The sequence below is a fragment of the Cognatundibacterium jejuense genome (assembly GCF_014284255.1).
Lineage (GTDB): Bacteria > Pseudomonadota > Gammaproteobacteria > Burkholderiales > Burkholderiaceae_D > Undibacterium > Undibacterium jejuense.
In genome coordinates, this window is record NZ_JACOFV010000008.1 from 75,577 (window position 1) to 89,573 (window position 13,997).

Genomic DNA, 13,997 nt, shown 5'->3' on the forward strand with positions numbered 1-13,997 from the left:
TTCAATGGTACATCACAATGAAGCAGCCTTTATAGAAGTCATCGCACGACTACGAGAGCACGATGAAGAAAATTGGTATATATATTTGCATAAAAAGCATGTAAATATGAAAATTTAGCTGCTAATTTAAAGTATAATTTTTTCTTAACAAAAGATCTTAGCCAAATCATTTTTCGAGACACTCGTTAAAAACCTTAATAAAATACGTCCGCTTCTTACCTTAGATCTTAAATATTCGAAAAATAATGATATTTTTTTTTGATTGTTATTTAAAAAGCAAACGCCCATCAAAATTGGTGAGCGTCTAAATATGTCTTTTGAAGTTCCTACTGATTCACGATCAGAATATTACAACTCAGTATGTAGAAAAACTGAGTTATTAATAAAGAACAATATTCTTGTCGGAATAAAACATTTCCAGCTAAGAGCGTGGCTCAACAATTTTGAGAGTACGCGCGAACAATATTTAGCGGCTCATTTGCTTGACGCAATGATTTACCGCTCTGACGATATGCTCAAAAGTATGTTGAGACATTTGCTGGAAATGGAACTTCCAGCAGCATTGGAGGAGTGTGGTTACGACACATCATCTTCAATGAGAAATTTTCTCGATTCACTATCCAGTGCATCTGATAATGGCTCGATCAAATTCGTCGCTTTAGACGGAGAATTTGATCGAGTACCAGGTAAGTCTGGTGCTGCAATAATCCGAGATTTACGTGACTCTGGATTGGTTAACAAAATTAAGACAGTTAGACCAGAAAATGTTGTCACGCTCCCAGATAAAATTAAATATTTAGTGATGATCGACGATTTCGTTGGAACAGGTTCACAATTCGAAAAATTTGCCAATCATTATGATATTGAATCTTGGGCTAAAAAATTCAAGCTCATTTATCTCTCTTATATGGCTTACGAGGACGGACTCAAATCAATAAAAGACAAATTTCCATATATAACGCTTCGTTGCGGCGAATTATTATCAACAGCAAATAATTTTTTTGCCGCTTCAAAAATCGATAGCAATTTGTGGGGACGTGACTCCTATAACAGCGTTGACGACGTAAAAAAGTTTTATGACGGAGTATTAAAGAAAAAAGGAATTTCCGATACGGTCAAATTATTTGACCTAGGTTTAACAGTAGTAACTTCGATGTCAGTCCCAAACAATACACTTAAAGCTTACTGGAGTGACAAAGGTCAATGGTCTCCCATAAGGAGTAGATAAATGAAAAACCAGCACTATTCAGAAGCTTTTTTAAAAAACAGAGCTGAGCTACTTCCGGATGATGTTTGGGGGCAGTTTGTTGTCCCTCATTTCATTGGTAGTTCCCCGGTTCTAAAAGAAAAAAAAGCGGTCAAGATCGAGGGTGGACGTGGGTGTGGTAAAACAATGTTAATGCGGTATCTATGCCATTCGACCACCTTTAGTCGTAAAAGGAAATTAATTCCTGACAGTGCTTTAGAGTTCATTGGCTTATATTGGAAACCAGATATTCGTTTTTGTAAGCTTCTTAAAAGTGCTTGGCTCGGAGACGAGGCGGATGTAGCTTTCGCTCATTACTTCACCATCAGCGTTCTGGAGGCATTATGTGATTGTGTCGAAAGTATGGCCATGGCTGATTTTGAGAGCGGCATCCTAGACTTGCGGAAAGTTGCCCTGCCAAATACGCTGCGTTCATATTTTCCAAAAGATATTTTGACGTTTGATTTGCTACGTAACCATATTAAGAGTGAACGGAGTGCTCTAGATCTTTGGGTGCAAAATCCTAAACTAGAAAGACCACTAATGTTCGGATTTAAGGATGTTTTAAATAATATTCTTGAAGTATTTTTGAATGCGGACAAGCGATTAAAAGACAGTTTTTATCGAATTTTTGTAGATGAATTTGAAAATTTACAACCGTCTCAGCAGCGTATTATTAACGACTATATCAAACAACCTCAAACACTATTTTGCGTTAGTTTCTCTGTTCGCTCGCATGCAATTTCTGAGTTTTTTACTAGTACTGACGAACAACTTATAGATCCTCATGATTACCGAACTATAAATATCGAAGAACAACTTTTGAAGGGTGGTCGAAAGAATTTCGAATTACTTGCAGCTGAAGTTGTTTTACTCAGACTCAGTAATGAAGGCTTCGATATTCAGTTTCCGAACTTTAAAAGAGAATTTTTATTTGACCCAAGATTTCTGCCAGAAAGAAATGAAGATCTATATAAATCAGCGGTATTAAATCGTGTAAAGGAAATTTTTCCTCAAACATCTGTTAGCGAGATTGCTTCCCACGCTTGTAACGATCCGGCGCTAAAAAATCGGTTAGAGAAAACAATTAAATTAGCCTTGAAACAAAGGGGTATTCATGACATCACGACCGATATATTTTTCGACAAAGTTCATCCAACTGTCAGTATTGTAGCGGCATCTGTTCTACATCGTGGTAAGTTGAAGACCAGTTACATCCTTGAGCAGCTGGAGTTGTCCATTAGTAGTCCTGAAAGAAGCGAATTTACAAAAAGAGACGGTGGTTGGGTAGAAAACACGCTGCATGGATCAATCCTGTACTTGTACAAAGGTTTACCCAATAGAGAAAATCTACTTTATAGCGGATTTGGTCGTTACTGCGGGATGACTCGTCCTAATCTGCGATATTTCCAGGAGCTCTGTCATCAGGCTTTTTTAGAGTCAGAGCTACGTAAGGACAGCTTAGTACCAATGGTTGTGTCCCCTGAAATTCAGGCTTTTGCGGCAAAGCAAGTAAGTACAAAATTATTAAATGAAGTAGAGAGAGCTGGTGCAAACGGCAAAAATTTACACAAATTGATTATGCGACTTGGGCATCTTTTCGAGGCTGCTCAGCGCAGGCCAAGTCAGGGAGAGTCGGAAGTAAACCATTTTTCAATTGATGACGCTGGTAGCATAGGTTTAAAGAATGAAGTGAGCTTATTACTTAAAGATGCACTTATGTGGTCTGTTTTATACCGCACAGACGACACTAAAAATAAGGTTGATTACGATATCGTACAAAATGACTATGTTCCAAATCCTATTTATGCACCCTACTTTGGCATTAGCTATCGTAAAAAACGTAAATTGGCGCTTACTGCAGTTGAGATAAATACCATCTTTCTTGGAACTGGTATGGAATATCAGAACTTACTCAGGTCTTATACTGAAAAATGGGAGATAAATTCTGAAAACGATTCACGCAAAAATTACGACCTATTTACATGATTGAATTCCAAATGCAGTCCACTTATGTGCGTGATAGATGCGGTGATCTTTTCGACGTCGCTTTTATTGCTGAACCACTTGATCAAAGAGGGGAGTTCACAATTGAGGAAGCCAAATACTTAGCAAGGAAAACATGCAAAATTTCCTACGATCCTAAAACGTTTATACTCAATATTGATGATCTTACTGTTCGCCCAAACCAACTTGAAAAAGTTGTCGCAACTTATCCTGCTCTAAACGTCCTCCTCGACGCAACGACTTTAGATTTTCCTGACATTCTCTTAATTATCAGGGCATATGTTTCACAACGAAAAAAAGTTTGCTTTTCCTTTTTATACGCTGAACCTGAAGAATATCAGACTAAGCCCTCTGAAGATGAAAACGATGCCCCACATTTTGTGCTCAGCGATTCATTCGAGGCGGAACATCACCCTATACCTGGTTTCACGCCTTTAAATCGCGGTAATAAAAGTCAAGCATGGATTACTGTTTTTCTCGGTTTTGAGGGACGTCGATTGAGAAATCTAATTGCTGATGCAGAAGCAGAAGATAGGAAACACTACAACCTCGTATTTGGAGTTCCTCCATACCGAACTGTCTGGGAGAACCACTCTTTGATTGAGAATTGCCACGTTTTAGACGATATTGGCCGCGATGATATCCTCTACGCAGGTGCGAACAACCCATTTTCATGTTTTAACATCATTCAAAAACTTTACGAAGCAACTAGGAATCCCAGCGTTGTTTTTGAACTATCTCCTCTTGGAACTAAGCCGGCTGCTATTGCTTGTGCTGTGTTTGCAGGTTGCCACAGAGAAGTTGGCATCCGTTACGACTACCCCAAAAGATCTTCCGGACGCACCAAAGGAGTAGGGAAAGTGCATCTCTTTGTTGTTCAAGCCGACGGTGCTGAACTTGGCGAATATTAAGTTAAATCTACGTGATTAAAGGCATCTGCATTATGTCCGTAACTGTCAAATATTTTGCACACGTACCGCGAGCATGAGCTTGACGCCAACGCTGGCCAATTTCATGCTGCAATGATTGGAGAATAGTTTCTGCAAACCCTTCATTTGGTCGAATTCGGTAAATACAGTCTGTTATGGAGCGACCACCCCTCTGAACAATAGCTTGCCTAAGAAGACAGCGAGAACCAACACGAGGAACTAGAATGTCGCCGGCACGAGCATGAACCCCAGAAATCTCTGATGCATCTCCAAAATCTATTTCATCAAAATCCGATGGGAAATCTGTCGTATGAAAATGTTCTCGTCCCATTTTAACGAATTCTATTTTACTTAATGACCCGCGCTGAAAGTCTTGAACAACATCAGCTAGTCGTAGCATCGAAGATTCATCTGCTAAATTAAGTTCTTGAAGCAATTTATAATGAGAGAAGTCCATTCTATCAATAGCACTTGAAAATGATACTGATAGGTCTGCTACAACCTCACCTTCAAGGTTCACTTTCCCTAATCGTACATTGTTAATGGTAGGCGCCTGATTTCGCAATAATAGGAAGGTAGTATCGACTTCTATCCCTTCAAAAGTAGCAGAGTCTAATTCGGCCACAAAGTCACACTGGTAACGCTTCACTAAATCTTGGCGAAACATGCGAAACCCAGGATCAGAAAAAAATGTCTTAGGTAAAATAAAAGCTAGAACTCCCCCTCGTTGAATTAACGACAGACTGGCAGCTAGAAAAGCAAGATCCAAACGAGACAACTTGTTTATAGGGATGGTTCTTATAGAAGGAAATGCCCGGTATATTTGGCTTAGTGAATTGCTGTTTAATATATGGCGTGTGTAAGGTGGATTTCCAATAGCTGCGCTAAAAGGTGCGCAGTGCTGTAACTTACGAAAAGTCCTCATAGATAACGCATCTCCTAAAAGCACGGACTTTTCAGGAATTTTACCAATCGCCAATTTGTGCCATTTTCGGTCTAACTCAACGCCGACATAATTCATGTTTGGAAATCGGCTTAAGGCAGACTTGCCAAACGTCCCCTCCCCACATCCCAACTCCAAAATACTCGTTGTATCTGCATCCAAAAAACTGATTATAAAATCAGTAATTCTTTCAGGTGTAAAGAATTGACCAAGTTTTTGCCGATTACTTACGTATGAGGTTCGCATTTTGTCGCCTTATTTTTTACTTGATTATTATAATAATCTTTGATTAAATTGCAAATGAAATATGTACTCGGAGCAAAAAATATGAGCGACAAACAACGTGATCTTGAAGAACTAGTGGATGAATGGCTCGCGACAAAGTCATTGTCCCCTCATACCTTGCGAAGCTATACCAATTCGATGCGTCGACTGAGTAACTGGCTAGCTCAATCCGGAGAAACTTTGGGAGAAATGAAAACTTCAAGCTACGAAAATTTTCTCGAGTGGCTTTCAAATACCTCTTACGACGGAGGGCGCGGCCTTTCTCACCCAAGCGTCGTACAAATTCAGCGGATTACAGGAAATTTTTTCCAGTGGGCAGTTGAGCATGGCCTTTTGATCCGAAGTCCATCTTGGGGTATAAAATTGCCATCAAGTCCAATTTTAAATCCTCAAATAACTGCATTAAGCAACAATAAAGAAACTACTAAATTGGGGGGGGCAGATGGCGCAAGAGTTGATGATATATTGGGCAAACCAATTACAAATTGTCAGGAAAAATATCAACAGAGCGCATTAATTTGTAACTTAATTGTATGGACTGGATTAAATCTTGAAGAAATAGCAAAGGCTAGGCTAGTTGCTACTCTAGAGCATGAAAACACAGCCGAAATTACATTAAATTTAGGAAACTCTAACGAAGAGGTAACTGCATCCGTACCTCTGCATGTAGTAACTTGGTTGTATAAATTTTACGGATTGTCACCGAACCGGAGACTTCCAGAACAAGGACTTCCCCTAATCCCCCCAAAGAGACGTACGAATGTAAGTTCGTCAACTTTATATAGAATATTACGTAACCTTAGTTTTAGAGATGGAAGATCCGTCAGCATTCGAAGCCTGCGTGCGCATGTAAGGAAAATTGCGAACGAGCAAGAAATACCACCTGCGACTATCGCCTATCTGCAAAGAGTTAGCAATTTTTTGATTAACGCACAAAGACCTCGATCTATAGATACGACAATAAAAATATTACTGTGTTCATTTCGGAACTGACACGTTTCTATCTAGTCGAATTCATTCATCAATGATCGAAACGAAGATTCAGAGCTCGCGCTGAGATAGAAATTTTTGTGCACCCGTCGATATACATGACACGACCTATAGCGCATGGGCGTTTGTCTATTCATCAAGTCAGCGTTCGCGCCAAACTTGTTTGCTAGAAATCAAGAAAGATGATTGCGTTTAATATGTATTTGACATAGAAAAGCGACACAAAAATAACAAATATGCGATTTTAGTGTTTGTAACTTTGGGAGGATTACTTGACGCAACGTTAGCGCAAAGATTATTTCATCGTTGTGAATATAAACAAGTTCGTTTCACCAATGACCCTAACGCAGGCCTGCAAAGCGAGTTTGTCTGGGAAAAAGCATTAAATGATATTGAGGGCAAATTGATTGATCCGTAAAAAGTTCTAAGCGCAGTAGATCGTACAATCGCATAACTAAAATTTAAATGAATTACGAAACATAAAAAATGACTAGCAACGATAAGTTCATCCGTGACATGGAGCAAGACATCATCCAGATTTTTTCAGGGCAAGTTCAGTCTAAATTTCTTGAAATAAATAAAAATGGCGACGTTTTACCATATGTTGTTGGAACGGCCCTATGTGGGCAAGATCAAGCCCTAGCTGATTACCTAATTGCTGCAAATAGTAGATTTACCCTTATTGAATTTAAAGCAAATGAAAACGCACTGTCGTCCGAAGGAGAAAAGAAATTACGCGTAAAATTATTGGACGCTTGCGAAACTAATTCGGCATTACGGGCGCGGTCACAAGCTATGCATTGTGCTGCTTGGGGTGAGCTTACAGAAATTACTATACCTGGATTGGTTGCCCCCCAATCACAAGTTCAAATAACTGTTTGCCGCTATATACCCCAAATTGCAAAGATTCTTAACAAAGAAATTCCAAATATTAAATGCAAAGAATGGCAATCTGAGGATTTTATATCAACCTTTCTAGAAAGTATGACCAATGGAGGAGGTCTTAAAAGATTTAAAAGATACCTTCAAGATCTTTACGAAATTGCCGGAACATCAGGTACCGAAGGTCTAGAAAATTTTCAGGGGTCAATATGTGTTTGGGTTCCGCCCACAAATGGAATTAGCAGTAAAATTCAAGTATTAAAATTCTCAAGTTTTGAACATCTAATGAAATTAACCATTCATTTTGATAATGAATATTTAATGAGATTGGAACGAAATTCAAAAATAAAAATTGAAAGAAAGAAAGAAATCGAGCGTGAAATAGGTAAGTCACAAGACTGGTCACCCTCAATTTAATTTTATAGAATTGACAGTTTATATTACACTTCAAAAGCAATCATATTTACGTGCTTAAATTTTGACACTCTCCAAACCTTATTTCTTGTCTTCTCTTTTTCTATTCGATTGGGTACCACGCTTTAAAATAGTTTCGATAATTTTTTTTTCATTTGCATTCGCATTTGTAATCAAAATTTCTTGGACCTTACCTTGTTCGATATATTGTAAATCGATCGGATTAACTATACGATCTAAATAAAATAAATGCGTCAAATATGCAGCTCCGGCAGTAAAAATAATTAAAACAATAGGATAAAGAATCATAAGTATTGAAATACGATTTATTTGTTTTTCTAGTTTTAAGTTAACGACATCAACTGTTTTTTCAGCATCTGTAATATCTCGCAAGATGCCTTTTCCCACTTCCTTCGCCTTCGTCGTAGCTACAGTTCCTGCATTTTCTCCGGCAACTTTGACAATTGAATCTATTCTGTTCTCGACATCAGATATTTTTGACAATTGAATTTTGATAAATTGAGCATATCCTTCCAAGTTTTTTCCAATTTGTTTGGATTCGCCAATTGCTTTTTCAAAACCTATGAGGTCATCATAAAATCGATCAATTTCAGTCGTATATTGTTCTGTTTTTTCGTGAAAATATGTAAATAGTTTAGAAAACTGCATATTTTTATTGGAAATATCTGTTACGTCATCTTTGGAGGGCATATGAGGTTCTCTATTATTTTTTATTTGATTATTTTAAATATAAAACAACTATTGTGAGACACTATTTTTAATAAAATTCAGTGGTGAGTCACATGGCACCATCGATAAAATCGGTCTCGACATATTACGCTAATGACTTGGTATCAGCGGCGTACGCTTCAAATTTAGACGCTCTTGCTGCAAAAGCAGACCTTTGGATACATGGACATATGCATGAGTCCTTTGATTACAGCATTGATCAATGCAGAATGGTATGCAATCCGTGTGGTTATCAGACAAAAGGTGGCACACCGGAAAACGTCAATTTCAATCCGAATTTGATTATTGAGATTTGAGTTCGCCGTCAAAAGCATTTGAACTATTATTGATTGATGCAGGTAATTTTGAACAAAGATTTCTTCAATGATTTTGTTCTTCCACGGATTTGTATTAGTTATCGCATCGGTTTGACGTAATGCATATTTTAGATTGAGAAAAGCGATGGTAAATATTTTTATCGATACTGAATTTACAGATTTCATTGATACGCATTTAATCAGCATCGGTATGGTGACGGCGAAAGGAGAGGAGTTCTATGCTGAAGTTCCTTACCCTGAAAATGCGTGCTCACCCTTTGTTCGAGAAGCCGTCATTCCTTTGCTTGGAAAATACCCGCAGTGCATTTTTTCAGCGAAGGATTTACAAACGAAAATGTTAGATTGGCTATCATCATTGCGCCCGATTGGGCAACGAGTCAACATCTGTTTTGATTATCAGACCGACTGGGATTTGTTTGCCGATGCGCTTGATTATTGCGTCCCAGAATGGTGTGCCGCATGTTTAGTCGCTGAACAAATCAATGAAATTTCGCGGTATGAGTTTTATGAAAGAAGCCGATTGCCAAGACATCACGCGTTATACGATGCAAGAGCAAATTGCATTGCGTTTATTGAAGAAAAATCATGAAGGATCTGGGCTTTTTTGAAATATACGATGAATTACTAACAAACCAATGTGCGTAAGGATTTTGGTTAATGATGAATGAAAAAGGCTCGTTAGATGATCTTCCTTTGTGGTGACGTCCACGGAAATTTTGAGCAAGTGACACAAAATGTTATTACGTACTCGCCTGCAGCAATTATTTTTTTTAGGCGATTTGCAATGACAGCGACCGTTGGAGATAGAGCTTGAAAAGATTCCGGATAAAACCGATATCTGGCTTATTTCAGTTGTCATTTGGCGGCTTATTTGAAATGCTAATCACTCGCTTATTTACATTGTCAATTAACGGCTCATTTGATGCCAATGCACATAGGTAACGTCCTATGCGATTTTGCTCAAAAAACCGCTATAAAACAACGTTAATCGGATTTCTTCTTTTGTCACTTAAATGGTAAAAAAATTAGTCTACAAACAGGACCATTTGAGTACATTGATACTCAATAGATAGATTTTGAGTATTATTATGAGCAAATTAACGCTGCAACTAGTCGTTGCCAGAAAAGCTAAAAAGTTCACTCGATCTAAACCTGAAGAGCAGGTCTGGCTTTATTCGAATGACAGTTGTACGTACGAAGCTTGAGAAAATTTATCCAAGTTTTTATTCGTATCACCACTTTTATCGAAAATGCCATGTCGCTTGATAGCAGCCACAACACCATGCCCGCGATCAATAACCTGCTAAATTGCTTCTGCTTTGAGTTCTGCTGTGTAGCGATTATTTCCCATTTGGATTTTTCCCTTCTTAGTTTCGACATTATGAAATTTCTACTAAACTAGCGGAAGTCCAAAACTCGGGGAAGTTCAGAGTCACCTTGCAGAGCATCATATGGCAGGCCTTTGGGAGCAAAAGTTGAAACAGGTACTCCAATTGCATGTGCTGTCCGAAGTACTTGTTCTACCAATTGCGTAGTCGGACAAAGATAGACCACAGGCTTGCGCATATAGCGACGACGCATCATTTCTGCATAAGCCAGGCCAAAAAACGTTTTCTCCGATCCGGTGCTCATCTTTATAACAAGATCGCGAATCTCTGAATTTGTATCAAGTGAACCCAATGCCGACAACTGCGGTGGCCTTAAACTAGTATGAGTAGCCTTACGGTCAAGCTGTTCAAATAATGCCGCAAGTGTTGCAGGTGCATCTGATGAAGTTATGGTCGCTAAGCTTTTAAAATCAAACATCTGTTGATCAAGTTCTGCTATTGGTCGGTGATGTTAATTTTTACAGACAATTATCAATTAAACAATGCTATGAATCAAAAAATTCATAACTTTTAACTATTCTCATTGGTTGCAGAAATTTATTTACTTTTACTCACTATATTCCCTGAATGAAACAGATCCGGTATGCTTTATTGATGAACTTGATTTTTAGCAGCGTTTTAACGATGCATGCAATAAATTCAATTCATAGCAGTCCACAAAACCAGCCTTGTATTTTGATCAGTGTCTACGTTTGGATGTTGCCTTATGGATGAAAATGAAGCTTCCGTTGAATCAGATGTCCTTTTTCAAAAATTTCCTTCAGGAGGAGGCCTTTACCGAATCCACTATGCTGGGAGCTATATCCATCCAAAATCCGAACATCACACTCCCAGAGTCGGTATTTGGCTATCAGAAGTGAATTTAAACTCTCACGGCGAGTTCATTACAAAAAGTATCTCCAAAAACGGATCTGTCTTCCCGGAATTGACGTTTCTCGTTGAGTCTGCTGGCTCAATTCCATCACTTGCGATTGGAACATATTGGCAAGATGGACACCGAGTAAAAATCGGGGGAGTACCAGAAGACATTTCCGAATCCTTTGAAATTGGAGCACACGAACTATGGGACATGGTTGTTGCCACAGACACCATTTCTAGCCAGCGAGAAATGTGGATTCCAACTCATAGCTACCAATTTTGCGGAATAGACGTAAGTGACGCATTCCATAATTTTGCAAAAGCCCCCATGGTGAGAGTCACCGCTAAGTGTGGTACGCAGCTACTTATTCCCCCATATGAAATCTTCCGCGCTTATTTTTGTCCTTGCTCTGAGTTGGCAAGAGAGTTACTTTCGCACCGGTTTGACGACGCAGTAGCTGCACTTGCAAAGCACTATAAGCTTCCAAATTTGGATTCAAATATCTTTGAAATTGAACTCAATAAAAACATTCCAGAAATTGCTGCTCGCTATCTCGCTCTTTTTCTAGGAACTGACGTGGGGACAATGCGAGCAACATCAGTTCGCATTGATGTTGTAAATCAATGGCGTAGTGACCCGATGGGTACGCACTGGATAAAGGCGTTACCTCCTTTTCCTGACCACGATATACAAATAAAATTGGCAGGCAAGTGGATAACCAAAAGAGGGGAAAATTCTCATCGAAAATCAAGCAGAGAAGACCGGTTCTTCGCATTTCGAATTACCGACTCGACCTTTCCATCTCTACCATACCAAATCAATCATGTATCCGAAACCAAGTACATTCCAACTTATACCAATGAGCAACCCAATGCTGAAACTGGTTCTACACAAGAGAAGGAGGCAAAACATCGCTCAGTAACTCAATTGATCGGTGACGAAGACGCAGAAATTGGCGCGGCTATTCTGCATTTGCCATCGCTGTCAGTCAATTGGTTGCGAGACAGTCTCCCTGAAATCAATCGCGTGTATAGAAAAATACAGGAGTATCCAGGTGGAGTGCGCGCCCAGCAATCATCACCGGAAAGAAATCGCGCAAGTACTGGCAGCAAAGGCGCTAAAGGAACTTTTCCACAAGCGAGTCTCAGTTCTCAAGACAGTGAACAAGTTATTGAACGTTTCATGGCGTTAGAGCTCTGCCTTAACACCTTGAAAAAAAATAATATAATTTCTGACTGGCAGGAACATGCGATTGTTCGTCCTATAAATAAGTTAGGTCGAAATTACTGTGCCTTAGTAGACAAGGACGCCACGATTTACTACAAATGGTCATTAGTGTACGATCCCTTTATTCGTTCTCGGTTAGTTTGGCTGATTCAACTTGAACGAAAGGGGCATCTTATATACTTGTTGGACATCGAGCCTCGATCCAAATCAGATACATATGCAATTTTGGTTTTCGTTCCCGCAAGTAAAACTTTAGAGCTCAAAGTTATAGAACGGCTATTCAATCATTGCATTACAAAAGAAGGGCGGTTCAGTAACTACTCGTCTTCTGGCTTTCAAGGTGACCTGCTTTGGACCAAAGCCTTTCATAAATTTGAAGAGAATCAGCTTGACCCAGAAAAACTTCTCGGGGCAATTGATGAGGTTATTGAACTCTCTACGTCTTAAGTATCGATTTCCTGGCTTTTGATAGACGGTAGTTCAAGGATGAAATTGACAAAAAATCAATCGCACCACGACCAGGGAATAGTCTCATTTCATTATTCGACAGGGAAACTTTCATAAGTAAAAATTTACTGATGATTGGCAAAAGTCTGGAATCCAGGTCTAGCCAATTTTCGTTTAGACGAATTTTTTGAGAATGAGGAAGTAAACTTAGATCATTTTTACCGATACTCAACACTTGCTTTAACGGTACTCCAAAGAGAATACTCAGTAATTTAACCAAGACCGCTTGAAATTCTTTGAACGGTAAGTCAGTGCTAGACATCTCGAGCAATTCAGCGATGTCTAAGGCATATAATTTATCGACAGGCTTTTTCCGAGAGCCAGTCAATTTAAGCGGAACCTTGAATTTCACTTGAACAAATGAAACAAACGCATGCAAAGAAGCGCGTTGCCCAGGGCACTTTCTTAAGTACGCATTGAGATGCTGAAGTCTGAGGTTCTCCACACAGGTAACATTGGCATGCTCCATTAAGCTACATGCTGCGTGGATATAAAGTCGGATCGTCCGGTTTGCAAGCTGCTTTTCATTTTTTTTCTGCAACCACAAATAGAATTTTCCAATTTGATCTCCCCAAGATTTATCTGCGCATTTTTCTAGGGTAGCTTCGATTCTACGTTCTTCTGACCATTCTTCTCTTAAAAGACTTGATGTAGTGAGATATCCCTCTTCGGCCAAAAATTTCGTCAGATATCCGTAACGCCTTAATTCTTCAGCAGTAAATTTTTCCTTAATTAATGCATCATTAATTGAATCTTCAACTGTCTCGTTCAATCGCGTAAAAAATTGCGCATACTCAGAAAATCTCTTACTTATAGGCCCAATATGCTTCTGTCTTTGAGTCCAACTCATGAAATGACTAAGTATTTCTTGAACCGCTGGCTTACTAAGAGCGGTGTAAAGAAATTTACCTTTTAGTTTCAAACTACGTATAGACGCACATGGCAGACAGCTTTCATAGCCAACCCCATTTACGCAGCATCCGCAATCAGGACATATATGGTCTGACAAGCTGTTATCCAAACAACTTTTACATATCGGCCGTTTATTCATAAGATAAAAATGCTGTTTCCTATGCTTCCCACAATGTGAGCAAGTAGCAAATGCAAGCTTGCGTTGACATGGTTCACAAACTGGTTCATCACTAATGCCTGTGATCCGAGAAAGTCTTGAACTTAGCGAATTACAGCGTGAGCACTCTTTCTTTTCTCTGAAATGTGGAGCGCAGCTATTACAAGCTACCAAGCCATTTACA

Annotated in this window: 11 protein-coding genes; 7 read left to right on the forward strand and 4 right to left on the reverse strand. The window is 39.0% G+C overall.

All coding sequences use genetic code 11. The features are described from left to right. Nucleotides 1-310 precede the first annotated feature (310 nt). From H8K32_RS09980 to H8K32_RS09990, 3 genes are read left to right on the forward strand one after another with little or no spacing between them, the layout of a single operon-like run. The gene (locus tag H8K32_RS09980) at nucleotides 311-1,228 is read left to right on the forward strand and encodes a phosphoribosyltransferase-like protein (protein WP_186912353.1); all 918 of its coding nucleotides are present in this window, start codon (nucleotides 311-313) and stop codon (nucleotides 1,226-1,228) included. Then, entirely contained in the window at nucleotides 1,229-3,235 is a 2,007-nt protein-coding gene (locus tag H8K32_RS09985) for an ORC-CDC6 family AAA ATPase (protein ID WP_186912354.1), read from the forward strand. After that, nucleotides 3,232-4,164, forward strand: a complete 933-nt coding sequence (locus tag H8K32_RS09990; RefSeq protein WP_186912355.1) for a hypothetical protein — start codon at nucleotides 3,232-3,234, stop codon at nucleotides 4,162-4,164. The genes H8K32_RS09985 and H8K32_RS09990 overlap by 4 nt, the downstream gene beginning before the upstream one ends. 7 nt (nucleotides 4,165-4,171) lie before the next feature. Here H8K32_RS09990 and H8K32_RS09995 read toward each other — a convergent pair whose 3' ends face one another. Continuing rightward, nucleotides 4,172-5,371: an N-6 DNA methylase gene (locus tag H8K32_RS09995; RefSeq protein WP_186912356.1), complete on the reverse strand. Its 1,200-nt coding sequence runs from the start codon at nucleotides 5,369-5,371 to the stop codon at nucleotides 4,172-4,174. A gap of 81 nt (nucleotides 5,372-5,452) precedes the next feature. Here H8K32_RS09995 and H8K32_RS10000 point away from each other — a divergent pair, with 81 nt between their 5' ends. Together H8K32_RS10000 and H8K32_RS10005 are read left to right on the forward strand one after the other, a co-directional pair. Beyond that, nucleotides 5,453-6,403 (forward strand): site-specific integrase, encoded by a 951-nt coding sequence (locus H8K32_RS10000; RefSeq protein ID WP_186912357.1) that lies wholly within the window; start codon nucleotides 5,453-5,455, stop codon nucleotides 6,401-6,403. 483 nt (nucleotides 6,404-6,886) lie between these two features. Then, a complete protein-coding gene (locus H8K32_RS10005; RefSeq protein ID WP_186912358.1) occupies nucleotides 6,887-7,699 on the forward strand; it encodes a hypothetical protein in 813 nt (270 codons plus the stop codon). A gap of 78 nt (nucleotides 7,700-7,777) precedes the next feature. Here the strand turns inward: H8K32_RS10005 and H8K32_RS10010 are convergent, their stop codons facing one another. Next, the gene (locus H8K32_RS10010; RefSeq protein WP_186912359.1) at nucleotides 7,778-8,407 is read right to left on the reverse strand and encodes a hypothetical protein; all 630 of its coding nucleotides are present in this window, start codon (nucleotides 8,405-8,407) and stop codon (nucleotides 7,778-7,780) included. A gap of 480 nt (nucleotides 8,408-8,887) precedes the next feature. Between H8K32_RS10010 and H8K32_RS10015 the strand changes: the two genes are divergently transcribed. Next, nucleotides 8,888-9,352, forward strand: coding sequence for a 3'-5' exoribonuclease (locus tag H8K32_RS10015; protein WP_186912360.1), 465 nt, complete (start codon nucleotides 8,888-8,890; stop codon nucleotides 9,350-9,352). A gap of 809 nt (nucleotides 9,353-10,161) precedes the next feature. Here the strand turns inward: H8K32_RS10015 and H8K32_RS10020 are convergent. Then, complete coding sequence (locus tag H8K32_RS10020; RefSeq protein ID WP_186912361.1) at nucleotides 10,162-10,569, reverse strand: DEAD/DEAH box helicase family protein; 408 nt, start codon at nucleotides 10,567-10,569, stop codon at nucleotides 10,162-10,164. Nucleotides 10,570-10,857: 288 nt separating this feature from the next. On the opposite strand from H8K32_RS10020, the gene H8K32_RS10025 reads away from it, so the two are divergent. Then, a complete protein-coding gene (locus tag H8K32_RS10025; RefSeq protein ID WP_186912362.1) occupies nucleotides 10,858-12,684 on the forward strand; it encodes a hypothetical protein in 1,827 nt (608 codons plus the stop codon). On the opposite strand, the gene H8K32_RS10030 is transcribed toward H8K32_RS10025, so the two are convergent. Then, entirely contained in the window at nucleotides 12,674-13,594 is a 921-nt protein-coding gene (locus H8K32_RS10030; RefSeq protein WP_186912363.1) for a hypothetical protein, read from the reverse strand. The two genes, H8K32_RS10025 and H8K32_RS10030, sit on opposite strands and share 11 nt — an antisense overlap. Between the last annotated feature and the right edge of the window lie 403 nt (nucleotides 13,595-13,997).